The organism is Acinetobacter vivianii (assembly GCF_014635885.1).
GTDB lineage: Bacteria > Pseudomonadota > Gammaproteobacteria > Pseudomonadales > Moraxellaceae > Acinetobacter > Acinetobacter vivianii.
The window spans coordinates 241953-267321 of sequence record NZ_BMDR01000005.1 but is presented as its reverse complement, the minus strand read 5'-3'; the positions used below and the strand labels follow the sequence as shown (position 1 = coordinate 267321).

The following is a 25369-nucleotide window of genomic DNA, read 5'->3' as shown; positions in this document are numbered from 1 at the left end:
CAATTAAATCTTTTCAATTACCCACTGACCATTTTGAGACACCATCTGATGGGTCGCATATGGTACCGAGCTTAAATCATCATTACCTAACAATTGCACCACACGTAAACCTTGGCTACGCGCATCTACAATTGCATTTAATAAATCCTGTTGATTGCCTTTTGGCGCGACGACAGTTTCAATTTCAACAAACTGTGTTGCACCTAAAGCATATAAGTCACAACTGAAACCTGTTGCTGGACGCGCACGACCAAAGTGTTCACCAATACCATCATAACGTCCACCTTGAGCCAGTGGCGCAGCACGATTTGGTGCATAAATGGCATACATCAAGCCCGTGTGATAGTGGTAACTACGTAGTTCAACCACGTCAACACCCACATTCAGATTTGGCCAGCTTGACTGGATTTGCGCTAATGTTGTTTTCAATGCATCAAACGCAATCTTGAAATCAACATCATTTAAAATTTCTTGGCTTAAATGTGCTTGTAATGCATCCAGATCACTTGCATAGCGACCTAATGCATAAAAGTCCGTACCCATCGCTAAATCTTGGGTAAATTCTTCAAGCTCAGGTAATGCCTTACGCTGATATAAATCAGAAAGTTCACTTTCGGTGTTTTTATTCAGACCCGCATGTTTCACCAGACTACGGAATAAACCGACATGGCCCAGATCTAAATGCGCACATTCAAGCGTATGTGTGTGCTGAATTAAAGCCAGCATCACATTGACCATTTCAACATCAGCTTCGATGCTGTCATGACCATACAACTCTGCACCTAACTGTAAAGGCGCACGTGTTGCATTAAAATTCTGTGGTTTAGTATGCAAGACTGAACCTGCATAGCAATAACGTGCCACACCTTCAACCGGGCGTACATGGGCATCGATACGTGCAACTTGCGGTGTCATATCCGCACGAACGCCGAGTAAACGGCCAGACAGTTGGTCAATTACCTTGAAAGTAACTAAATCTAAATCTTGATTAGATTCTGAAAGTAAAGACAACGATTCAATGTATTCAATAAATGGCGTATACACCAATTGATAACCTCGAACTGCGAGGAAATCTAACGCTTCTCGACGCAACGTTTCAACAACTTGCGCTTGTTCGGGCAATACATCTGCTACCCCGTCAGGGAGCAACCATGTCTCTGAAATGGTCATGTTCCAAACCTAAAATCTGTTCAATGTGGAGGCATCCACACAAAAAGCAACCACATAAAAAAATCGGGTGAATGCCCGATTCAGCGTAGTGTAGCACGAAGATTTATGTGATGCACCTTCGAATTTGCATAAAACTTCATAGTTTTATGCTCTGTTTATATAGACTTGCATATAAAATTAACGAATAGATTCAATAGATTGAAGTTACTCATTGATTGTGTAAGTCCATGTTCTTGTTCCAAAGAACTGCCCAACATCTGAACTATCGCCCTGTTTCCAGTTGATCAAATTCAATTTTTTGATTGCATCAACAGCCTGAGTATTGAATGCAAAACAGCCGTTCTCTAATTTGGCATTATTTAGACGTTGATTTTGCTTCATCCATAAATCAATTGGAGAATCTCCACCTTGATAAGGATGACTTTTCTCATAGGCTAAATGCTTATCAGCATCCCATAACTGGCCTGAAATGAATTGGCTATTTGTACTTTGATTTTGGCTATTCCCTAATCTACTGTATGTTTCAACCGTCTCTAAATTTTCTAATGCAATGACGTTATAGCCATGCCATTGGGTATCTAAAAGTTTAAAATATTTTTTATCTTCACCTAGACCATTATATAGATCGACAATTTGTCGCTTCTGCTCATTAAAAGATGAAAAATAAGAAAATGAAAAATCTGACTCAAGATAAGCCTGATTCCACTGGGTCTCTTTTAGACGATAACAATAGCTACCTTTAGGAAATACAGCGTTTTTATAGGTCGAATAAAATTTAATTAAATTCTGGTCAAGTCGATCAGGATTCGCTGTTAAATCAAAATGATCTCTATAACCTGGCATTACGCGATCAAAAATATTTTGACCTTCTAATTTTACTAATTGAAAGTTTAAATTCTGCTTAAGTTCAGGTGTCCGTTCATAAAGCCATTGCGTAGAAGATAGCCGTTTAACGACATTCGATTGTGGCGTACCTTTTTCTATCACTTTTGTTTCAGTCAATATCTTCTGGTCTAAAGGCTCATTATGTGACTTATTGAAATTAATCTGATTATTCTTAATAGAATAGTTTGTTATCTCAAAATAGTCTTCAATAATATGGTCAGAAACTCTTGGTGCCTGATAATAAACTTGGTAAAGCCCATCTTCCTGAGTTGGTTTTTCTTCAACTTTAGATTCGTCACTGTGACCAGAGCCCCCACCGCCACAAGCCGATAACACCAGACTCGTTGCGATAATACAAATACCCTTCTTTTTAAAATTCCACTTCATAAAATCACTTCATATTATTTGTTATGAAAATCATATTATATAAATCAACCATATAATACAAAATGTATTTTAATGGCTCTTGTTACTACCTTTAACCATTATTTCTAACACATTCACCAATTCAACATTCTGCTTTTCTAATGCCGCAATATTTGCCACCGTTCGATCAAGTACTTCCTGTTGTACATGCATTTTTTTGGCAAGATCCTGCATGATTTCCAGACTCTTTTTGAGATGTAACTCCAAATGCACTACTTTTTCCTCAAGTTGTACGATCTGAATATCAGCAGGTTGTTGAACTTCGGTACTTTTAAACTGAAACCAGAATAAAAATATCACTGCCCCTAATAAAAGCAGCAGAAAACCCCAAATCAATATAAATGTCATCCGTTGCTCCGAATTATTTATTATCTGTTCTTAAATGTTATTCATCACAAAATGATTCACACAAATCCAGTAAACGATTTGCATAACCCCACTCATTATCATACCACGCAAAAACTTTCGCTTGGTGCCCCACCACCATCGTCTGCGTTAAATCAACAATTAAAGAATAAGGTGAATGATTAAAGTCACTCGAAACCAAATCCTCATCTGTTACTTGCATAATCTGTGCATAATCAAACTGAGCCGCTTTAGTCAGTACTTCATTAACTTTATGCACGGTAATGGGTGAGTGCGAAACAAAAGTTAAATCAATCGCTGCGACATTAATGGTCGGTACACGAATTGAATAACCATCAATACGGTCTTCCATTTTTGGCATGACCTGTTTTAACGCGCCTAAAGCACTTGAGGTCGTCGGAATAATATTTTGCCCAGAGGCACGCGCACGACGTAAATCCCGATGCGCATGATCTAATACTGATTGATCGGCTGTGACTGCATGGATTTCTGTCATTAATGCAGTATCAATACCAAAGGCATCATCAATGATTTTAACCAGCGGAACTAAAGCTTGGGTGGTACACGACACGCTGGAAATAATCTGATCGCTTGCTTTGACTTCATTATGGTTCACACCATAGACAATTGCAGCATCAACTGAGTCAAAAGGCGCAGCACCAATAATGACTCGCTTCGCACCTGCTTCGACATGACGGGTTGCATCGGCACGTGAACGGAATAGACCTGTACATTCCAGTACTACATCAATATTTAAATCCGCCCAAGGCAGTAATTCGGGCTGCTCTTGTTTCAGAACTTGTAATTTTAATTGGCGTTGATTGGACTGAATGTTCAGAAAAATACATTCATTTTCAATCAGAATTTCAACTTGCCCAGCAAAGCGACCATGCGTGGTATCGTACTTAAATAAATGCACCAGCGTCTGGACATCAGCCACATCATTAATTGCAACGATTTCAAATTGAAACTGTTTAGGACTTTCAAACCATGCACGTAATACATTCCGGCCAATTCGACCAAATCCATTGATAGCGATACGTTGCATGTAGCGTCCTTATTCATAAAAACATCATCTTTTCTGTGCTATATGGTAAAACATCAGTTGCCCTATTGAATATAGATTTTTAGCTTAAACACAGTTTTATATGATATTGCTTGTAAAATCGTTGGTGAGGCGGGTATTTTCCGTTATAATTTAGCACTTTTAAAATCTATGCCACGCAATGGGTTCGATTGTAAAACGTTAAAAACAACGTACCTTATTGCATATAGCCAAATTCAAAATTATGGAGTGTCTTGGTTGTGAGTACTCGCTTTATGACATCAGCTGAAATCCGTGAAGCATTTTTGCGTTATTTCGAATCGCAAGGGCATACACGTGTCGCTTCGAGTTCTCTCGTTCCCGCCAACGACCCAACTTTGCTGTTTACCAATGCTGGTATGAACCAGTTTAAAGATTGTTTCTTAGGTCTAGAAAAACGCGACTATGTACGTGCCGTTTCATCACAAAAGTGTGTCCGCGCTGGCGGTAAACACAATGACCTCGACAATGTCGGTTATACCGCACGTCACCATACCTTCTTTGAAATGTTAGGTAACTTCTCTTTCGGTGATTATTTCAAACAAAACGCGCTTAAATTTGCGTGGGAATTCTTGACCAGTGAGCAATGGTTAGGTTTACCTAAAGATCGTTTATATGTCACGGTTTATCACACTGATGATGAAGCGTTTGATATCTGGAATAAAGAAATCGGTCTAGACGCAGATCGTATTATCCGTATTGGTGACAATAAAGGCGGACAGTACGCATCAGACAACTTCTGGGCAATGGGTGATACAGGCCCATGTGGTCCTTGTTCTGAAATCTTCTATGACCATGGCGATCATATCTGGGGTGGCTTACCGGGTTCACCTGAAGAAGATGGCGATCGTTTCATCGAAATCTGGAACAACGTTTTCATGCAGTTCAACCGTACTGCGGATGGTGTAATGCACCCTCTTCCAGCACCATCTGTAGATACAGGTATGGGCTTGGAGCGTATTTCTGCTGTATTGCAACATGTCAATTCAAACTATGAAATTGATTTGTTCCAACACTTATTAAAAGCAGCGGCTGAAATCATTGGTTTGGATTCCACTGCAATTGAAGCTGAAGCGAAAGCTCAAAATAAACCAGTTGAATACCCTGCTTCTTTAAAAGTGATTGCAGACCATGCACGTTCATGCTCATTCTTGATTGCTGACGGTGTTAACCCTTCAAATGAAGGTCGTGGTTATGTGTTGCGTCGTATCATTCGTCGTGCAGTGCGTCATGGCAACAAATTGGGCGCAACAGGTTCATTCTTCTACAAGATGTTGCAACCGCTAATTGAAGTGATGGGCGATGCTTATCCCGAACTTGCTGCACAGCAAGCACGTATCGAAGCGCAACTACTTAAAGAAGAAGAGCAATTTGCGAAAACACTTGAGCAAGGCCTGAAATTACTTGAAGGTGAGTTGGCTCAACTGAAAGGCAATGTGATTCCTGGTGAAACTGTATTTAAACTTTATGATACTTATGGTTTCCCAACAGATTTAACCGCTGATATCGCACGTGAACGTGATCTTACGATTGATGAAGCTGGCTTCGAAGTTGAAATGGCTGCACAGCGTCAACGCGCACGTGATGCAGGTAAATTCGCAGTTGACTATAACAGCATTGTAAAAGTTGAAGGCGAAACTCAGTTTGATGGCTACGATGCAACTCAAGGCCAAGGTCAAATTGTTGCGATCTACAAAGATGGCGTTCAGGTTGATGAAATCAACGAAGGTGACGAAGCACTTATCGTTCTAAACCAAACCCCTTTCTATGCAGAAAGCGGTGGTCAGATTGGTGACACTGGTATCTTCAAAAACGATACAGGTATCTTCGAAGTACAAGATACTAAAAAATCTGGTGGTGCTTTTGTCCATCAAGGTATCGTGACCATGGGTAGCCTCAAAGCAGCTCAAAATGTTGAAGCAACGGTTAAAGCAGACATCCGTGCTGCAACAGCGCGTAACCACTCAGCAACTCACCTTTTACATGCAGCTTTACGCCAGATTCTTGGTGAGCATGTTCAACAAAAAGGTTCTTTGGTTGCAAGTGACGTTTTACGTTTTGACTTTGCCAATGACCAACCTGTTTCATTTGAACAATTGCAACAGATTGAACGTTTAGTCAATGCTGAAGTGATTGCAAATACTGCGGTAACTACTGAACTGCTTGATATCGACACAGCAAAAGCCAAAGGCGCAATGATGCTGTTCGGTGAAAAGTATGGTGAAGAAGTTCGTGTATTGTCGATGGGTTCAGTCATTGAAGAGAAAAACTTCTCGATCGAACTTTGTGGCGGTATTCACGTTAAGCGCACAGGTGATATTGGCTTATTCAAAATCACTTCTGAAGGTGGCGTAGCTGCGGGCGTTCGTCGTATTGAAGCAGTGACTGGCACTAAAGCACTTGAAGTAGTTCAAAAAGCTGAAACAGATATCCAGACGATCAATGGCTTGTTAAAAGCACAGAAAGATCAAACTGTTGAGAAAGTTGAAGCGATTGTTGAAACTGCTTCTAGTCTACAAAAGCAAATCGAACAATTGAATCAGAAATTAGCAAGCTTCCAGGCTGCTGACTTACTGGATCAAGTGAAAGAAATTGCTGGTCGTCAAACGTTAATTACAGCTGTACAAGGTTTGGATGCCAAATCATTACGCAATCTACATGACAGCGTAAAATCAAAATTGGAAGATGCAGTCATTATTTTAGCTGGTGTTGATGGCGATAAAGTGAGTTTAATCGCCTCTGTCGCTAAACAATATGCTGCAACTCTAAAAGCAGGTGACATCATCAAACACTTGGCTCAAGAGCTGGGTGGTAAAGGTGGTGGTAAACCTGACTTAGCACAAGGTGGCGCGCCACTTAACGAGAAGTTTGATCAAGTCATCGCAGCATTGCCTGCTTGGCTTGAGCAATAAACAAAACTTCACTTTTGTGTAACTGACCCTGATGCCTCTCAGGGTCATGGCTTATATGGAACAACTATGGCATTAATCGTTCAAAAATATGGCGGTACCTCTATGGGTACTCCTGAGCGCATTTTAAATGTTGCTCGTCGTGTCAAGCGCTGGCATGATCATGGTCACAAGGTGGTCGTGGTTGTATCTGCAATGAGTGGTGAAACCAACCGCTTACTTGCGCTTGCCAAAGCCATTACCAGCACCCCTGACCCACGTGAATTAGATCAAATGGTGTCAACGGGTGAACAAGTAACGATTTCCATGTTAGCTATGGCACTTAATTCAATTGGTGTAGAAGCTAAATCATATACAGGTCGTCAGGTTGGTATTAAAACAGATAGCGCGTTTACCAAAGCACGTATTGAGTCAATTGATACCGATGTGATGACGGCTGATTTAGATGCAGGTCGTGTAATCGTTGTTGCTGGCTTCCAGGGTTATGATGCCAATGGCAATATCACGACGCTAGGTCGCGGTGGTTCTGATACTTCTGGTGTTGCGCTTGCAGCCGCACTAAAAGCAGATGAATGCCAAATCTATACCGATGTGGATGGTGTTTATACCACTGACCCACGTGTAGCGCCTAAAGCGAAAAAAGTCGACCGTATCTCTTTTGAAGAAATGCTTGAAATGGCATCTTTAGGTTCAAAAGTTTTACAAATTCGCTCTGTTGAATTCGCAGGCAAATATCAAGTTCCATTACGCGTATTATCAAGCTTTGATAATGAAAATGATGGCGCATTTGATGAAGATTTCAAACAAAACGTAGGCACACTAATTACGACTGAGGCAGAAGACGATATGGAACAACCAATCATTGCAGGTATTGCATTTAACCGTGACGAAGCAAAATTAACAATTTTGGGTGTTCCTGATGAGCCAGGTATTGCATCTAAAATCTTGTCGCCAATCAGTAATGCCAACATTGAAGTGGATATGATTATCCAGAATGTTGAAGAAGATGGTACAACTGATTTCACTTTCACTGTAAACCGCAATGACTTGGCGAAAGCGAAAGCGATTTTAGACCAAACGGCAAACAGCATTGAAGGTTGTGAAGTTGTAACGCGTGATGACATCGTAAAAGTATCAATCGTGGGTGTTGGCATGCGCTCTCATGCAGGTGTAGCGAGCAAAATGTTCACTGCATTGGCTGAAGAAAGCATTAATATTCTCATGATTTCTACATCAGAAATTAAGGTTTCTGTCATCATTGAAGAAAACTACCTTGAGTTGGCAGTTCGTTGTTTACATACAGCTTTTGGCCTAGACCGTGAACACGGCGAAAGCAGTGCTCGTGCTTAATTAATAGCTGCTTAAACATATTTACTTGTGAGTAAATAAGAAAAAAAACAGAGCCACTATAGTTTTTTTTATAGTGGCTCTGTTATATTAGCCTTGAGGTTTTTAAGAAGATTCTCACAGAACTTACGAAAAAGAATGTTTTTTACATATTTCTGTTAGAATTTTCTGTATATTAGGCTGTGCTTTCGAACAATGAATTCCCTGTCGCAAGTTTAAGCGTTTAGCAAGGAGATAAACATGCTGATTCTGACCCGTCGTGTCGGAGAAACATTAATGATTGGGGATCAAGTCAGTGTTACTGTGCTTGGCGTAAAAGGCAATCAGGTGCGTATTGGTGTAAATGCTCCAAAAGAAGTTTCTGTGCATCGTGAGGAAATTTACCAACGTATCCAACATGAACGTGCCATGCATGAGCATCTGCAACATCTTGATCAAGATTATCAACATTCTTATGAAGAAGATAATAACGAGTTCCCTCGTCATAATAACTTCAACCGTTAATGTGCAGAATTCTTTTCTGAACAATTAAAGCGACTATAAATAGTCGCTTTAATTGTTTATAGACCTAGTGCTTTTTTAACCGGTCCATAACTGCGGCGGTGTTCATCAATCACACCATGGGCCGCGATCGCTTCAAAATGAGCCTTGGTTGGATATCCTTTATGTTTGGCAAAGCCATATTCAGGATATTGCTGATCAAGCACCTGCATCTGGCGATCACGTGTGACCTTTGCCAGAATACTTGCTGCACTGATCTCAGCATGACTCGCATCCCCCCCTACAATTGCTTCACATGCAATCGTAATTCCTTTTGGAATCTGATTACCGTCCACAATCACCTTTAAAGGCTGAGTATGCAAGTTTTCGACCGCACGACGCATTGCCAGAAAAGTTGCCTGTAAAATATTAAACTCATCAATTTCAGCATGGGTTGCTTCAGCAATTGACCATGCCAAAGCCTTTTCCTGAATCTCCAAGAATAATTTTTCGCGCTTCTTTTCTGTTAGCTTTTTAGAATCATTTAAACCTTCAATCGGATTATCTGGATCTAAAATGACGGCAGCGGCAACGACAGAACCAACAAGTGGCCCACGTCCCGCTTCATCTACACCCGCAATTGTCATACTACTTCTCTCAAAATAGGCTGATGACTCAGCCTGATCTTATTAACCTGCTTTTTTAAACGTTTCCGCCACACATGCATTTACAGTTTGTGAAACCACTTGAGTCACAATTGTTGCACGAGCAGTAGGATCAATTGCAGCTGTCGCTAATTCAACTGCTGTTACGCTGTTTGGCGCTTTTTCGCTAACACAACCACAAACTTCAGTCTGGATATTTTCACGTTGTTCAGCAGTCATTACGCGTGTTGCTGTTTTCCATGCTGGTAAAGTATTAATCTCATTAATACATTTTGCATTTACCGCAACTTTTAATGCCGCCATACCCAATTGTTGAGAAGTCGCGCCAGCCGAGTTGCTGCCATCTGGTGTTACACATCCTGTTAGGGCTAAAACAACAGGGGCAACAATAAGTACCAACTTTTTCATGATTTCTTACCTGTATCTAAATTTTTGGCAGGCGTATTGTGCCTAAACAGCAAGTTTTATGATATGACTCAACGCAATCTTTACATAATATAACAATTATAACTTAACAATATCTTGATGACCGTTCTAAGCATAAAACGCTCCGTTACATTTCCATTGTATGAGAAAGAACCAAGCCTAATTAAAATTAAAAAAATCCCATCTATAACAATGCCAGGATGTTGCAATGCCAACCTCAGCACAATACTACACGCGTACGGCACAAGTTATTCATTGGCTCATGGCTGCAATTTTTATCACTGCCTGGTTGATTGGCTTTTACAGTGGTAACTTTCTTAGCTATGACGTTGATGGTAGCTTTAAAGGAAATGTCATCACACTTCATAAGAATATTGCCACGACTATTATTTTCTTAGTGATAATCCGAATTTTTTGGCGCTACACCCACCCTGTTCCGCAACTGCCAGATACCATGTCACCGATGATGAAAACATTGGCTCATGTCGGACATTTTTTCCTGTATCTAATGTTATTAGCTTTACCGATAACAGGCTGTTTATTTAGCTGGAGTGCCGGGCATCCTGCACCCGTTTTATATTTATTCGAAATTCCACGTTTAGTTCAAGATAATCCTGACCTACTGGCGATTGTTAAACCATTGCACATTTATCTTTCTTGGTTTGCAGGTTTACTGGTTGCGGGACATATCTTGGCTGCGATTAAACATCATGTTGTTGATAAAGATAATGTCTTACTCAGCATGTTACGCCAGCCAAAAAAGTAGAATATTCAGATATAAAAAAACCGCTTTACGCGGTTTTTTTATTTTTTAAAGCTTATTCACTTCAGTAATCCACTTTTGCTTTTCTTCGTCAGAAATAAATGAAGCCTCAAAAGAGTTAATCGCAAGTTGCTTTAATTCTTCATTGCTCAGATCCAGCGCCTGCTGAATGGCAACAAAGTTATCATTCATATAGCCACCGAAGTATGAAGGATCATCTGAGTTCACCGTCACATGAACACCTTTCTGCAACAAACGGCGAATATTATGCTCACCCATGTCTTTTACGACACAAAGCTTTAAATTACTCAAAGGACAAACCGTCAAAGGCATCTTTTCTGCAATCAGACGCGCCATCAGACGCTCATCTTCTTCCGAACGCACACCATGGTCAATACGATTGACTTTAAGCAAATCCAGCGCTTCCCAGATGTATTCTGGTGGGCCTTCTTCACCTGCATGTGCAACGATTAAGAAACCTGCTTCACGAGCTTTAGCAAATACACGCTCAAATTTCGAAGGAGGATGCCCCACTTCACTTGAGTCTAGACCAATCGCAATAATGTCATCTTTGAAAGGCAATGCCTGTTCAAGCGTTTCAAACGCTTTTTCTTCGCTCAAATGGCGCAGAAAGCACATGATCAATTGAGAGCTAATACCCAACTTCTCTTTTGCATCTTTACAGGCACGTTTAAGACCAGCCAATACCGTTGCAAACGCTACCCCACGCTCTGTATGCGTTTGCGGATCAAAGAACATTTCGGTATGAACAACACGATCTTCAGCACATTTTTCAAAATATGCCCAAGCAAGGTCATAAAAATCCTGCTCATGCACAAGTACATTCGCGCCTGCATAATAAATATCTAGAAAAGATTGAAGATTATGAAAGTTGTACGCCTGCTTCACTTCTTCAACAGATTGATAAGGAATCTGAATCTGATTACGCTGTGCAATAGCAAACATCAGTTCCGGTTCAAAAGTCCCTTCAATATGCACATGCAATTCGGCTTTGGGTAAAGCGCGAATCAGCTCGATTTGATTCATATTAACTCCACGTCTAAAGAAAAAAGGGTGTTACCAAATGGACACCCTTTTCGGGTTCTTTGCCTAAACAACCATTCAAGCAAAGAATTATTTAAAAATAATAAATCTTGGATTAACCGCCAAATGCAGCGAACTTAAATACCCACAGAGCGGCAATGATCCAGACCATATACGGTACAGTTTTCGCCTTACCTGTGAATAATTTAACCAGCGCATAGCTGATAAAGCCCATTGCAATACCATCAGCAATTGAATACGCAAATGGCATAAATACAATCGTTAAAAATGCAGGAACGGCTTCAGTAATATCATCCCAGTCGATATTGGTGATCCCTTGGATCATCAACACACCAATGAACAATAATGCAGGTGCAGTTGCAAAACCTGGTACAGATTGAGCCAATGGCGCCAAGAATAAGCAGCCCACAAATAAGAATGCCACAACAACAGCCGTCAAACCTGTACGACCACCCGCTGCCACACCTGATGCAGATTCAATATAAGGTGTTGTTGATGATGTACCTAAAGCAGCACCAGCAACGATCGCAGTTGAGTCAGCAAATAATGCTTTTTTCAAACGCGGCAATTTACCATCTTGCAAGAGGCCCGCACGGTGCGAAACACCAACCAACGTCCCTGTACTATCAAATAAATCGACAATAAAGAAAACAAAAATCACGCCTACCATACTGGCTGTAAACAGACCTTCAAAGTCCATTTGCATAAATGTCGGTGCAATCGAAGGAATCTCGCCTACCACACCCTTAAATTCATTTAAGCCCAGCAATGTTGCAATGGCAGTCACAGCCAAGATACTGATAATGATTGCGCCACGCACTTTGAATTGATGTAACAATACGATCAACAGGAAGCCAAATAATGCAAGCAATACCGTCGGCTGTTTAATATCCCCCAGCCCAACTAAAGTTGCCTGATTTGCAACAATAATGCCTGAGTTCTTTAAAGCAACCAAAGCCAGAAACAAACCAATACCACCACCAATGGCAAATTTAAGTGACATTGGAATCGCATTGACAATTGCTTCACGGATTTTGAAGAAGCTGATTGCAAGGAAAATAATCCCTGAAACAAAAACAGCAGCCAAAGCAGTTTGCCAAGGCACACCCATGCCTAAGCAGACAGAATAGGTAAAATAAGCATTTAAGCCCATACCAGGTGCTAATGCGATTGGATAGTTCGCAATAATCCCCATGACTAAACAGCCGATTGCAGCAGCCAGACAGGTCGCAACAAACACCGCTCCGTGATCCATTCCTGTTTCAGAAAGAATGAGCGGATTTACAATAATGATGTAACACATGGTTAAGAATGTGGTTACACCTGCCAAAACTTCTGTTCTAAAGTTAGTTTTGTTATCGCTTAATTTAAATAAGCGTTCTAACAAACCAGCTGAAGCATTAGGCGTTGTCATAACATAGCACCTGTTAAAATCTAAGATCGTAGGACGTGAAATCTATACTCTTGTGCGACAATCTTTTTTGAATTTGCACAAAAGAGTACTCGAAGCTAGAAAGCAATCTATATGCCAGCTTGGTACTTGTTACATAGACAACATGTATAAATTTAATTTCGCTATCAAAACGTAAAAAGCCGCATATCTTGATGCAGCTTTTTATTTAGTGGTAAATATTTTAACAGATTCTATTTAAAACTTGCGCATCGCAAAGTAAAAAAAGACCACTTAATCGACAATCTCAAGTAAACAATTGAGTCATCTACCCTGTGTGAAGCGGTAGACTTCTAATTACTGCGTTTATACGAGGATAAATGGCTACGAGGGTCTTGCTGAATATTATCAAGGCTATGTTCTGCATCTTGGACAATTTTCATGAGCTCTTGGCGCTTTTTCATCTGCGCGTCGGTATAGGCCACATAACCTAAAACGACGATGGCAAAACTCACAAGCAAAGTCAGTGTAATCTTCATTATTATTATCTCTATTTTAATGTTTTCTTTAATACTAGCAAAAAAGTATTAAACAGAGTAAAAATAAGCATAATAAAACCAAAAATGAGAACTACATCACAATTATACAGTTATTCTTAAGATTTTATTGCTTATTTTTCATACAATCAAATATTAGAATATTACCGTATTTTAAGCAATGGCATTTTATATAATTCAATAAGATAGATATAAAGTACATCTTTATTTTTTAGATTGTTTTAGTGCTCCCCAATAAAAAAGCACCCCTGCTGATACAGAGATGCTTAAAAGAAAAATGAACTAAATTATTTAGAACTGGTAATTTAAACGCACCAAGAAGTTGCGTGGAGTGCCCGGCATTGTATTTGATCTCCAATAAACTTTATCAGTGAGGTTACTTACAGCTAATGTAGCTCCCCAATGCTCACCTTTATAGCCCAAAGCAGCATCTAAACGTGTCCACCCGTCAAGCTTAGTATCTGGAGCATTTGATAAATTAGTATAGAAAGAGCCATTGTAAGTCGCACCAACTTCAGTATAGATATTCTCTACTGGTAAATACCGAACAAATAGATTACCAGTATTCTTTGCTACGTTTGCTAGATAGTGACCAGCACTAGCAGATTTTGGATCTTTATCATCTTTTACTTTTGCATCTGTATATCCATATCCACCACGAATAAATACATTATCAAGCACTCGCCCTATAAAGCTAAATTCAGCTCCTTTTGACTGATGCTCACCACCCACTACATAATCAAAAGGACGATTATCAGGATCAGGACGATAACGAATATTTTTCTTACGGATATCGAACACAGAAAATTGAGTATTTAAGCGATCATTGAACCAATCACTTTTGACCCCAATCTCGTATTGTTCATTATATTGCGGCTCTGCATTCACAGTTCTCAAATCAACAGTACCATTCGTAAATGGTGAAACCCCAGCACTGCCGCCAAATGGTGCAAAGCTTTTACTATAAGAAGTATAAAAACTCTGATTATCAACTGGCTGCCAAACAAAGCCAACATTCGGGCTAAAAGTTTCAGCATTCATTGTGACTGACTGCCCGTATGTTTTAGAATCAATTAATGTATCGCGAGTTTTTACCTCATATTGATCATATCGTGCACCCAACATCATCTTTATGGTCGGTGTTAATGAGATAAGATCCTGTACAAAAAATGCCAAACTATCATTATTTTGATGCGTATAAGATGTTGCATTTGGTCGACCATTATTACGATCAAAAGAAGTCTGATAATCTTTCACGTTATATGGATTAATTAATTGATAATATAATCCAGCCTTATCACCGCTTGAATAATTACCTAATTTAGGTTCACGATCCTCATGCGACCAATCCGCACCCACCATGATCTGATGTTCTAATTTGCCTGTATTAAACTTACCCGTAATATCAAATGTATTTGTCGTAGTCTTATTCATGGTTTCTTGCCAAGCATAAGATTGCTTGATATAGCCAGTTTTGCATCCTTTCGTATCATCAGTACAATAACTTCCACCAAAGAAATTATCGAAATCTTGATTAGCTTGTCGATAGCTCAATGCCCAATGAAATTTCCAATCTGGTGCAAATTCATATTTGAGATCTGTACGTACCGTTTGTAATTCATCAACAATAAAATCTGATGATGTTGCAAAACCTGTTTCTCTTAAAATATTTTCAGGAAAACGATTTAATACGGAAAAAGATGGACCACGGTCAGGAATACGATCTAATTTGTCATAGGTATATTCTGTAGTCCACAACAGCTTCTCATCATCACTACGATAGGTCACACTTGGTGAGAACATCGATTGTTTTGTGCCAATACCTGAACGAAAACTATTGGTATCAGATTTTTCACCAACCAAACGTACCGCCCAATTATCATTCACAATCTGATTGATATCTAAGGTTCCACCAATGTTGTCATAAGAACCTCCATAGATACCCACAGAACTTTTAGAGTCAAAATTGGCAAACTTGGTCACCATATTCACAACTCCACCACCTGCGCCGCGTCCATAAAGTACAGATGCAGGGCCTTTTAAAATCTCAATACGCTCAACGTTTGCAGTACTACGGCGTACTTGGCCGCCTTCACGTACGCCATTACGGTAAATATCACTAGTATCAGCACTAAAACCACGAATCATAATACCATCGCCACGTGTATCATAAGTTGTAGTTACCCCTGGTGTGCCTTGTAACATGACACTGAGATCATTTGCACCATAGATTTTATATTTTTGCACATCAATGGTATCAATCGTTTGTGGTATATCTTTTTTCTTAAGACCATTACGGGTCACACTTGCCTGCTCATAATCAATATAACTTTTGATCGGATCAAGCTCGCTCATCGCTTCAATTTTAATCGTTGGCATGACTGCCGTCGGCGCGCTCTGTTCATTTGCAATTGCATGATGAGCTTGCAACATCATCATGGTTAACAAGCTAAACTTAAATATCGGTTTAATGCTCACACCCAAGTCTAAAGGCTTCATAAAATTTCCAAAAAAATTCAGACAAAAAATTAAAAAAAACTTAAAAATAAACAAACGCTACAATTTTAATAAAAATCATTCTCATTTTCACTATATTTTCTACCATTTTTCATCTTTTGGTCGGTTTATTAAACATTCAGACTGTTTGACATTGCTTATTACCCTCATATCAATAAAGAATACGCTTTGCCAGCATCCAAAGATTGATGAATTGATGATCTTTTCAATGGATTTTCATCTATTAAAGCAATGTAAACCGCGTCACCTTCAGCAAATTCTCATAACATAGGTGGTAAAATAAGTCAGTTCAGCCATCAACAGACTATTTATAAAAAATGAGAAAAGAACTTAGAGCCAAAATCATTCAAGTGTGCGACGAAAAAATTGCTAAAAAAGGTAGTCAGGTCGGGCTTTCTTTTTATGCGTTCTTTGCCAATAAAAATGATGATCCTGAACGTCTTATGGAAGCTGCCCAATGGTGGATTATGGAACATCGACTTGATCATTTTGAGAAAGCCACAAAAATTAAAGCGCTGATCTTGAGTCAATCTACTCAAGAAAATACGTAATTAAGTACGATTGCTGCTCTTCCTTTGAGTCACATAAGCTATTTATTCTTATAGTTTTTATTTAATCTTTTAGCTAAGTGATACAGCCTGAGCTATTGCTTAGCTAATTTATAATTTCACATTAAATCTCTGCTCACCCTGCCTTTAAGCCAATTCATTTCTACCATTAAACAACATAGTATAAAGGTTTAAAATACATCTTCACCGTGTGTTATGACTTCAAGAAAAACCAGTGATGCTGGTATATTTTTATGGATGGTCTATCAAACCATGCAAAAGATGGATCTGGATGCAGCAGCCATTTTTGCCAGTGTTCATTTACCCGATCAGCCACCTGATAAATTTGTTCGTCGTGATAACTCTACTCAGCAACGTTTCTGGAAAGCCGCTGAAGATATTAGCCATGATGGTGATATTGGCTTGCATGTCGGTGCGAATGTCCCACCTTTTCGCGGGCAAGTTATTGAATATCTTTTTTTGAGCAGTCCAACATTTGGTGAAGGTCTACAACGTACCATCCGTTATCAAGCCTTACTTACCGATGCAATGTCATTTGAACTCGACATCATCAACCAACATACGGTTAAGATTTCAGGTCTAAATCATCCTGTACGACATTATCTGGAATGTGCAATCGGCATTTTGCTCAATTTCTTTAAATACATCACTGATGAAACATTTAACCCTCTTGAAATTGGCTTACCCTATTCAGATGGCGGCGAACATGAGGAATACCAGAAAATATGGGGATGTCCAGTCAAACTTGGACAGGAAAATGGCCATATTTGCTTTGATGCAGCCCATTTAAAAACACCTTCACCTGCGTATGAACCTGAACTTTTAAAAGTCCATGAACATCATGCAGCTTCACAGCTTGAGCTATTAAACAAACACCAGCTCATCAATGAAATCGAAAGAATCTTGGCCAGTGGCTTATTGGAATCTGGAGAATTTGATCAAAACATCGTTGCCCAATATTTAGGACGTAGTGCCCGTAGTTTGAGAGCAGATTTACAACTTCTCAATACTACTTATGAAAAAGTCATTGCCCAATATCGTGAACGTCTTGCACGGCGGTTACTTTCCCATACCCAAGAAAGCATCGATCAGATTGTTTATCTCACTGGCTTTTCAGAACCCTCCGCGTTTTCAAGAGCATTTAAACGGTGGACTGGAGAAACACCAACTGCATACCGACAACGTAAACAGATTTAATTTGATTGGATAGGCAGATTAAAACTGTCAGATGGGTCAAAATAATTCATCTTACTTTTCTTAAAATCCGATCTATGTTTTATGAGGTAATCCAATATGATCGGTTTTCCAGTAGGTATTTTTGTCGCAAATGGTCTGGAATGGTATTTCCATAAAGTCTGGCTACATGAGTTCCCCAGTAAAAATAGAAATAGCCCATTCTTTACGCATATCGCCCATCACAAACGCGCTCGCTTAAATGGCTTTCATGACGAAGGCTATGCAGATTCCATGTTTAAAAATGCTGAAATGTACAATGAAAAATCAGCATTAATTGGCTTGGCTGCCGCATCCACGATTTTTCTACCAGTTGCCCCTTTCTTTACCGCGGGCTTGTACTATGGCATTTGGAATTATTGGAAAACTCATGCCAAATCACACCTAGATCCCGAATACGCTAAAAAGCGGATTCCTTGGCATTACGACCATCACATGACCAGCAATCAAAATGCCAACTGGTGTGTGACCCGTCCATGGTTCGACTATATTATGGGAACACGCGTCATGACGGATGCATCTAATACAGAAACCAATCCTTTAGCGATGAATATGCCAAAGTGGCTAGAAAAAAGAGTGAATCAAATGGCGCGACGTCTTTTACCAAAAGCGTATGCCAAGATTGATGCCAATACCAACATTGATCAACAGAATTTGAAACACGGCGTTGAGGTGGCGTTATAAATATCCTATTTCTCCCTATCCAGCCTAATCATATTGATTGGGCTTTTATCACAAATATTATTTAAAACACTTTGAAAGGACATCATTAATAGATATTATTCTTCTCTAAAATAATCCATGTAGAAAACAAAAAAATGTTAAAGATTAAACCATGTATTACCATTTTAACTACAGCAATGATAATTTCAGCTTGTGGGGGTGGAGATAATCATAAAACGATGGAAGAAACACCTACTGTCTTAACACCCTTTACTACCGAGTTTCAAAGTACTTTAAGCCTGCAAAAGGATGCAGACCCGACCTTTCAGATTTCAAACAGAAGTAGTAACCAGAATGATGAGGTGAATGCGTATTCAGTTACGCATCATTTTGACAGTGGAAATAGCTCTATTATTTTCAGCTACAATCTTGATAAAAATGATATAAAACAAACACTCCATGTTAATTATGACCCAATTCTAAAAAAAGTACTGGATGTTTCTATTGGTGAAAGTTATTTAAAAACAGATATTTTCAGCTTATCAAAGGAAAATATTTTTTCATGTTCAAGCGCTATCCTATTTGAAGCATGCAAGGGTATTGAGCTAAGTTTTGATGAAAAGACAGGTTTTAGCAAAATTAATTTTGATAATACAAAACTCTCAAACTTACCAACTGTTAGTCTGTCACCCACAGACAATCCAGATAATCAGGTTCCTACTGAAAAAAGCTACATAACATTGAATGGGCAACTTGTTGGTTCTTTATCTACAGCGCCACAGACTTTTAACAATATCAGAAAAACCAGTCAATCTAATCTAATTTCCAATCAACAGCCAGTCTCACTAATGGGAGCTGTTTATGATCCAAAAACTAAAACTATCCTATTCGGCACTCATGCAAATAATGGCATAGACAGCAGTTTAAAATTAGCCCAGTTTAGCACTGCTATAGAAAACAACCTGATTCAAAGCTCGCTCTTATCAACTGAAACATCATTTTATATTTCTGGCATGTGTAGTGCTATGACAATGACATTCCCGATTGAAGATATAACAACACTTCAATCGAATAAAAGTGCAAATAATATCTCTTTAACATTTAATCAAGCGATGTATAAGGATAAACAAGATGTACCGCCATTGTTTCCTAATTTTCCGATTCAGCCAGAATGTGCTAAGGCACAGCTACAACTCGATGGTTCAGTAACGGTCAATATACCGAGTACACAACTTCAAATTTCACCCATTCTTAAAAACGAAAGTAGCTTCTCTTTAGTTCAGCCTGCACTCTATTTTGATGTCATCAACCACGATAGACAGCAACTTGGAAATAATTCACTACAAATCAAGATTCGCAATAATCGAATTGAGAAAATAGATTTCAAAGACACCCGAATAGGTCAAAACCCTACAACAGGCTTATTGGTAGATTATTTTGAATACCAATATCATTGCGGTTATACCCAAGCGTGTGCAGGACTTAGTTACGACATTGAGAAAAACAAAATCAGTTTTAAAAATACAACGCTGACCTCTAAAAGTAATCCTGCAAATGAAGTCAATAATAGTATTACCTTAAATGGCATATTTGATTTTGCAGGCCGATAATCAAAACCAATAAAATGAGTCTAAAACCGAGCGCAGAAAGCTCGGTTTTTTTATAATTAGAAAATTAATGCGAACTGGATTTCGACAATAGATTCAGGATCAGTACACCACTTATAATCAATGCAATTCCAACAATCCCCCAAACATCTAGTTTTTGATCAAACACAAACCAAGCAACTGTTGTGATCAAGACAATCCCGACACCAGACCAGATTGCATACGCAATTCCGACTGGAATCGTTTTAAGTGTCAAAGAGAGACAGTAAAATGCAATCACATAGCCAAGTACAACCACAATAGAAGCGAGCGGCTTGGTAAAACCCTCACTACTTTTCAACGCTGAAGTCGCAATCACTTCTGCAATAATCGCGATAAACAAAATTATCCAGTTTTTCATTTAACCGCACCTCAGCAAATCTATATTTATGATGATAGGAATAAAATATTCAGAGAAAAAAACACCCTTATGAAAAGGGTGTTTTTTAATGTTTATTTGAATGTGTCGAATGAAAGCTTAAGCTGACTTCTTCGCCATGTTGTTTTTACGGATGGTAATCATCAGTAACTGCACAGCAGCTGGTGTAACACCAGGAATACGGCTTGCTTGTGCCAAGGTTTCTGGACGAACTGTTTTCAACTTCAAAGTAATTTCACGTGATAAACCTGAAATACCATCATATTCAAAATCAGCTGGAATTTTGGTTTCTTCAAGACGCTTCAATTGCGCAACATCTTCATGCTGGCGATTGATATAGCCTTCATATTTCACCGCAATTTCAATTTGCTCGCCGACTTGTTGTGAAACTTCTGAACCTGTTAATTCCGCGATTTGGCAGAAGTTAATATTTGGACGTTTAAGCAAATCAACCGCACTACATTCTTTACTAAGATCAGCACCCGTCATTTCAACGAATTTTTTACCCATTGGGTTATTTGGTGCTGCCCATAAATGTTGTAAACGAGAGGTTTCGCGCTCAACTGCTTCCATTTTTTCACTATAAGCCGCCCAACGTTCATCATCAACCAGACCAAGTTCACGGCCAATCGTGGTTAAACGTTGATCCGCATTATCTTCACGCAACATCAAACGATATTCCGCACGTGAAGTAAACATACGGTACGGCTCTTTGGTACCTAAGGTAATCAGGTCATCAACCAACACGCCCATATAAGCCTGATCGCGTTTTGGCGTCCACTCTTCTTGTTCCCAAGCACGGCGTGCAGCATTTAAGCCCGCCAATAAACCTTGCGCACCGGCTTCTTCATAACCTGTAGTACCGTTAATTTGGCCAGCAAAATACAGGTTTTGAATCGCTTTGGTTTCAAGTGTGAACTTCAAAGCCTGTGGATTGAAATAATCATATTCAATTGCATAACCCGGACGAAGGATATGCGCATTTTCCATACCACGGATCGAACGAACTAAATTGAATTGCACATCAAATGGCAATGAAGTCGAAATACCATTTGGATAAAGCTCATGAGTATCTAAGCCTTCTGGCTCAAGGAATACCTGATGTGAGTCCTTATCAGCAAAACGATGAATTTTATCTTCAATCGATGGGCAATAACGTGGGCCAACACCTTCAATCACACCCGTATACATTGGTGAACGGTCTAAACCACCACGAATAATTTCGTGGGTTTTTTCACTGGTATGCGTGATATAGCAATTAACTTGCTCAGGATGCATTGACGCATCACCCATAAATGACATGACAGGAGATGGGAAATCACCCGGTTGTGGCGTCATCACAGAGAAATCAACTGAGCGTGCATCAATACGTGGTGGTGTACCTGTTTTTAAACGCCCAACAGGAAGTTTAAGTTCACGTAGACGATGAGCTAGTGCAATTGAGGGTGGATCCCCTGCACGACCGCCACTTGAGTTTTGTAAGCCAACGTGGATCACACCACCAAGGAAAGTCCCTGTTGTTAGTACCACAGTTTTGGCATCGAAACGGATACCCATCTGGGTAACAACACCTTTAACCGCATCGCCTTCAACAATTAAGTCATCTGCTGCTTGCTGGAAGATATCCAGATTGGCCTGATTTTCTAGCGTATCGCGAATTGCAGCTTTATAACGTACGCGATCTGCCTGTGCACGTGTCGCGCGAACGGCAGCGCCTTTACGCGAATTGAGAATACGGAATTGAATACCACCTTTATCTGCCGCAAGTGCCATTGCACCGCCAAGTGCATCAATCTCACGGACCAAATGTGATTTACCAATACCACCAATTGCTGGGTTACAGCTCATCTGTCCCAAAGTTTCAATATTATGCGTCAACAATAATGTTTGTCTTCCCATACGTGCCGCAGCGAGCGCCGCTTCCGTACCAGCGTGACCGCCACCAATTACGATAACGTCGTAAACTTTAGGATAGTGCATAGTGGTAAATATGTATTCAAAAAATGACAGAGTATTATACAGGAGTTTTGCATCAAATTGGCAAAAACCATCAATATTCTTCTGGATTCTAAGCCTAAGATATGTCGACAAAACATACAAAAAGAAACGTTCTGTTGCATTTTCATCTTATACTTAACAGAGCTGCCTAAACTATTAACTCGAACACCACTGTTTTATTTGATGAATTTCTTATCCTAAAAAGTGCATAACAAATACTTTAGGAAAATGATATGAACACAAAGCTTTTATTTTCATCTCTTATTTGTAGCCTATGTTTTAGCGTAGCTGCACATGCGGCAGATACCAAAGCTACCCAAGATCAACAAGCCAAAAAGTACCAACAGGTTTGTAAAGGCAAAAAACAAGGTGATCCAGTTTCATTTGCGTATAAAGGCGTTGTTTTCAATGGTTCATGTGAACCAAATGAAGCCGGTAAACTCGTATTCCAACCGCCAATGCCAGCTTCTAACGCTGCTGTAGACACACAAAGTCGTCTCTCTGAAACTCAGTCAGCTCCACGTCCAGTGAGCAGCGCCCCAATGGAAGCTGCGCCTGCTATGGAGGCACCTGCAGCGACTCCTGCACCACCAGTTGCTCCAGATGTTGAACAGACTGCGCCATAATTGCAGCACAAATAAAGAAGGTCTTGATGGCCTTCTTTTTTTATCGATTAAATCTAAAAACAATGTTCTAAAGCACACTGACTTAAATATTTGTCCTTAAAATTGTAATCTGTCTATTTTATAATCCCTTTAATAAGTTTTAATCTATTACAATACGCACAAATACATTTATTTAGGTTTTCCTGTGAACTGGCTACAAATTCATATTACTGTTGATCAAAATCAAGTTGAACTTACCGAAACATTGCTCCTTTCATTGGGTGCGGTGAGTGTTACTTTAGATGATGCAGAAGATCAAGCCCTGCTTGAGCCATTACCAGGCGAAACTCCACTTTGGAATAAAGTCATCGTTACGGGTATTTACCAACAAGAAGAAGATGACCCAATTGATGTAGATGCTTTGGAAACTTTCCTTAAAGCACAACTTCCTGATGTTCCAATGCGCCATGAATACCTTGAAAATCAGGTGTGGGAACGCGCATGGATGGATTATTACGAACCAATTCAAATTAGTGAAAAATTCTGGATCGTCCCTGAATGGTTAGAACCACCTGAAGCAGATGCAACCAATATTAAACTTGATCCAGGTCTAGCGTTCGGTACAGGCAATCATGCTAGCACATTCTTATGTTTACAGTGGTTAGGTAAAACTGATGTAAAAGATAAAGTTGTGATCGACTATGGTTGTGGTTCTGGCATTTTAGGCGTTGCTGCCCTTTTATTAGGCGCTAAAAAAGTTTATGCAACGGATATCGACCCGCAAGCTGTACTGGCAACAAAACAAAATGCCGAGTTAAATGGTGTGCTTGACCGCCTTTATGTCGGTTTGCCTGAAGAGTTTGATCAGGAATTCAAACCTCAACAGGCTGACATTCTGGTTGCCAATATTCTTGCAGCTCCACTCATGGCACTTGCGCCTGAATTCTCAACTTTATTAAAAAATGAGGGAGAGTTCGCACTAGCAGGTGTAATTGAAGAGCAAGTTGCTGATGTTTCTAGCGTTTACGCTGAGTTTTTTGATATATTAGAAATCGAAAAGCGTGAAGAAAACTGGTGCCGCATTTCAGGAAAACGAAAAACAATTTGAGAATTTTATAACTTATGAGTGAAAAACAAACCCGCTGCCCTAAATGTTCAACTGTGTACAAAGTGACCCTTTCACAACTCAGTGTTGCACAGGGTATGGTTTGTTGCCCAAAATGCGTCATTAACTTTAATGCATTAACCAATTTGCTCGAAACAGACAGTGATGCGACACCAACACCCGTTAATCGCTCACTGTTTTCATCAATCCAGCCAGATAGCTCATTTGCAGAAAAGCAGATGCAGATCTTAAGGATCTTCGATCAGAAAATTGAAAACTCAAATATTGATCTACTCACTTATTTAAATAACCTGAATTACTTTAATACCGAACCCGTCACTGCCCTGCCTAACCTGAATCTTTCAGAAGATGCACTTTCAATGGATCAGGAAAATAATGACAAACAACATGGCTGGTTATATTACACCCTTTGGGGTATTGGAAATATTGCACTGATTCTGGTGTTTGCTTTTCAGATTTTATGGTTTAACCCAAAACTCATGCATGAAAGCCCAGCATTAAACCAGATGTTTAATTATGTCTGTGGTCTTCTAAGCTGCAAAGTCGCCAATGAACAATATCAGTCTCTTAGTTTTGAGAAAGTAAAACTGAAACGGGTTGAGCATAACGCCACAGGTTTTTCTGGCGTATTGCTTAACCAAGATGCAAATAGTATTGTGCTTCCCCCAATTAAAGTGGTACTTAAACAAAATGGTGAAGAAATTTCTTATACCGTTTTGAAACCACAAGACTATTTAGTCGACAGTTTAAAGACCATTCAGCGCATTCCATCAAATAGCCCTTTTCGCTTCGAATTTACCATTCCGAAAAGCAAAAATAGCTTCAATGACTATAGTTTAGAATTTGTACAGCCCTAAAAGCTCAAAAAAGTGACAAAAAAACAAAAAAAAGTGCAGTTAATTTGCTCACTTTTTCGCTGACAGTGGTATGATACGCGCCACGAATGCTTTGACCCACTTACTCCTCGTAATCTACAGACAATAAAATCGTTAAACGAACTGTGCTTTTACCTAATAAGCGCATTGTTGGTTTTTTTGTTTTTGAAAGTAGGCGGTAACAAATATTTAACTATTGTTACGCTTATTTTTTACACAACTCGA

Annotated in this window: 22 protein-coding genes and 1 pseudogene; 11 read left to right on the top strand and 12 right to left on the bottom strand. The window is 39.5% G+C overall.

The window, feature by feature from the left end:
• Positions 1–3: 3 nt before the first annotated feature.
• From IEV36_RS12265 to IEV36_RS12250, 4 genes are all read right to left on the bottom strand, one after another.
• Positions 4–1170 carry an ATP phosphoribosyltransferase regulatory subunit gene (locus tag IEV36_RS12265; RefSeq protein ID WP_005256855.1) on the bottom strand — a complete coding sequence of 389 codons (1167 nt, stop codon included), beginning with the start codon at positions 1168–1170 and terminating at the stop codon, positions 4–6.
• Between the two features lie 204 nt (positions 1171–1374).
• Positions 1375–2442 carry a hypothetical protein gene (locus IEV36_RS12260; protein WP_004771568.1) on the bottom strand — a complete coding sequence of 356 codons (1068 nt, stop codon included), beginning with the start codon at positions 2440–2442 and terminating at the stop codon, positions 1375–1377.
• Between the two features lie 69 nt (positions 2443–2511).
• Positions 2512–2829, bottom strand: coding sequence for a hypothetical protein (locus IEV36_RS12255; protein WP_004771567.1), 318 nt, complete (start codon positions 2827–2829; stop codon positions 2512–2514).
• A 37-nt stretch (positions 2830–2866) separates the two neighbouring features.
• Positions 2867–3895: a type I glyceraldehyde-3-phosphate dehydrogenase gene (locus IEV36_RS12250; protein WP_005256853.1), complete on the bottom strand. Its 1029-nt coding sequence runs from the start codon at positions 3893–3895 to the stop codon at positions 2867–2869.
• A 257-nt stretch (positions 3896–4152) separates the two neighbouring features.
• Between IEV36_RS12250 and alaS the strand changes: the two genes are divergently transcribed.
• The 3 genes from alaS to csrA all read left to right on the top strand — a co-directional run bounded on the left by alaS (position 4153) and on the right by csrA (position 8691).
• Positions 4153–6843, top strand: a complete 2691-nt coding sequence (alaS, locus tag IEV36_RS12245) for an alanine--tRNA ligase (protein WP_171067982.1) — start codon at positions 4153–4155, stop codon at positions 6841–6843.
• A 66-nt stretch (positions 6844–6909) separates the two neighbouring features.
• Positions 6910–8190: an aspartate kinase gene (locus tag IEV36_RS12240; protein ID WP_004771564.1), complete on the top strand. Its 1281-nt coding sequence runs from the start codon at positions 6910–6912 to the stop codon at positions 8188–8190.
• Positions 8191–8427: 237 nt separating this feature from the next.
• Positions 8428–8691: a carbon storage regulator CsrA gene (csrA, locus tag IEV36_RS12235; RefSeq protein ID WP_004771563.1), complete on the top strand. Its 264-nt coding sequence runs from the start codon at positions 8428–8430 to the stop codon at positions 8689–8691.
• 56 nt (positions 8692–8747) lie between these two features.
• Here the strand turns inward: csrA and rnhB are convergent.
• Together rnhB and IEV36_RS12225 are read right to left on the bottom strand one after the other, a co-directional pair.
• A pseudogene (gene rnhB, locus IEV36_RS12230) lies at positions 8748–9320 on the bottom strand (ribonuclease HII); the annotation flags it as partial.
• Between the two features lie 36 nt (positions 9321–9356).
• A complete protein-coding gene (locus IEV36_RS12225; protein WP_004771561.1) occupies positions 9357–9740 on the bottom strand; it encodes a hypothetical protein in 384 nt (127 codons plus the stop codon).
• Positions 9741–9966: 226 nt separating this feature from the next.
• Here IEV36_RS12225 and IEV36_RS12220 point away from each other — a divergent pair, with 226 nt between their 5' ends.
• Positions 9967–10524: a cytochrome b gene (locus IEV36_RS12220; RefSeq protein WP_004771560.1), complete on the top strand. Its 558-nt coding sequence runs from the start codon at positions 9967–9969 to the stop codon at positions 10522–10524.
• Between the two features lie 45 nt (positions 10525–10569).
• On the opposite strand, the gene IEV36_RS12215 is transcribed toward IEV36_RS12220, so the two are convergent.
• The 4 genes from IEV36_RS12215 to IEV36_RS12200 form a co-directional block, all read right to left on the bottom strand.
• Complete coding sequence (locus IEV36_RS12215) at positions 10570–11568, bottom strand: adenosine deaminase (protein WP_004771559.1); 999 nt, start codon at positions 11566–11568, stop codon at positions 10570–10572.
• A gap of 112 nt (positions 11569–11680) precedes the next feature.
• Positions 11681–13000 (bottom strand): NCS2 family permease, encoded by a 1320-nt coding sequence (locus IEV36_RS12210; protein WP_004771558.1) that lies wholly within the window; start codon positions 12998–13000, stop codon positions 11681–11683.
• Between the two features lie 329 nt (positions 13001–13329).
• Positions 13330–13515, bottom strand: a complete 186-nt coding sequence (locus tag IEV36_RS12205; protein WP_004771557.1) for a hypothetical protein — start codon at positions 13513–13515, stop codon at positions 13330–13332.
• A gap of 309 nt (positions 13516–13824) precedes the next feature.
• Entirely contained in the window at positions 13825–16032 is a 2208-nt protein-coding gene (locus tag IEV36_RS12200) for a TonB-dependent receptor (protein ID WP_005256847.1), read from the bottom strand.
• Between the two features lie 335 nt (positions 16033–16367).
• On the opposite strand from IEV36_RS12200, the gene IEV36_RS12195 reads away from it, so the two are divergent.
• The 4 genes from IEV36_RS12195 to IEV36_RS12180 all read left to right on the top strand — a co-directional run bounded on the left by IEV36_RS12195 (position 16368) and on the right by IEV36_RS12180 (position 20125).
• On the top strand, positions 16368–16601 hold the full coding sequence (locus IEV36_RS12195) for a DUF6500 family protein (protein ID WP_005256845.1): 234 nt from the start codon (positions 16368–16370) through the stop codon (positions 16599–16601).
• Between the two features lie 213 nt (positions 16602–16814).
• Positions 16815–17816 (top strand): AraC family transcriptional regulator, encoded by a 1002-nt coding sequence (locus IEV36_RS12190; RefSeq protein ID WP_005256844.1) that lies wholly within the window; start codon positions 16815–16817, stop codon positions 17814–17816.
• Positions 17817–17912: 96 nt separating this feature from the next.
• A complete protein-coding gene (locus IEV36_RS12185; RefSeq protein WP_005256843.1) occupies positions 17913–18536 on the top strand; it encodes a sterol desaturase family protein in 624 nt (207 codons plus the stop codon).
• Positions 18537–18670: 134 nt separating this feature from the next.
• Positions 18671–20125, top strand: a complete 1455-nt coding sequence (locus IEV36_RS12180; RefSeq protein ID WP_005256842.1) for a hypothetical protein — start codon at positions 18671–18673, stop codon at positions 20123–20125.
• A 64-nt stretch (positions 20126–20189) separates the two neighbouring features.
• Here the strand turns inward: IEV36_RS12180 and IEV36_RS12175 are convergent, their stop codons facing one another.
• Together IEV36_RS12175 and mnmG are read right to left on the bottom strand one after the other, a co-directional pair.
• A complete protein-coding gene (locus IEV36_RS12175) occupies positions 20190–20522 on the bottom strand; it encodes a DMT family transporter (protein WP_005256841.1) in 333 nt (110 codons plus the stop codon).
• A gap of 117 nt (positions 20523–20639) precedes the next feature.
• Positions 20640–22520, bottom strand: a complete 1881-nt coding sequence (gene mnmG / locus IEV36_RS12170) for a tRNA uridine-5-carboxymethylaminomethyl(34) synthesis enzyme MnmG (RefSeq protein WP_005256840.1) — start codon at positions 22518–22520, stop codon at positions 20640–20642.
• A gap of 251 nt (positions 22521–22771) precedes the next feature.
• On the opposite strand from mnmG, the gene IEV36_RS12165 reads away from it, so the two are divergent.
• The 3 genes from IEV36_RS12165 (at position 22772) to IEV36_RS12155 (ending at position 25126) form a co-directional block, all read left to right on the top strand.
• Positions 22772–23164 (top strand): hypothetical protein, encoded by a 393-nt coding sequence (locus IEV36_RS12165; RefSeq protein ID WP_005256839.1) that lies wholly within the window; start codon positions 22772–22774, stop codon positions 23162–23164.
• A 184-nt stretch (positions 23165–23348) separates the two neighbouring features.
• Entirely contained in the window at positions 23349–24251 is a 903-nt protein-coding gene (gene prmA / locus IEV36_RS12160) for a 50S ribosomal protein L11 methyltransferase (RefSeq protein WP_004771547.1), read from the top strand.
• A gap of 14 nt (positions 24252–24265) precedes the next feature.
• Positions 24266–25126, top strand: a complete 861-nt coding sequence (locus IEV36_RS12155; protein WP_005256838.1) for an MJ0042-type zinc finger domain-containing protein — start codon at positions 24266–24268, stop codon at positions 25124–25126.
• Positions 25127–25369: the final 243 nt, after the last annotated feature.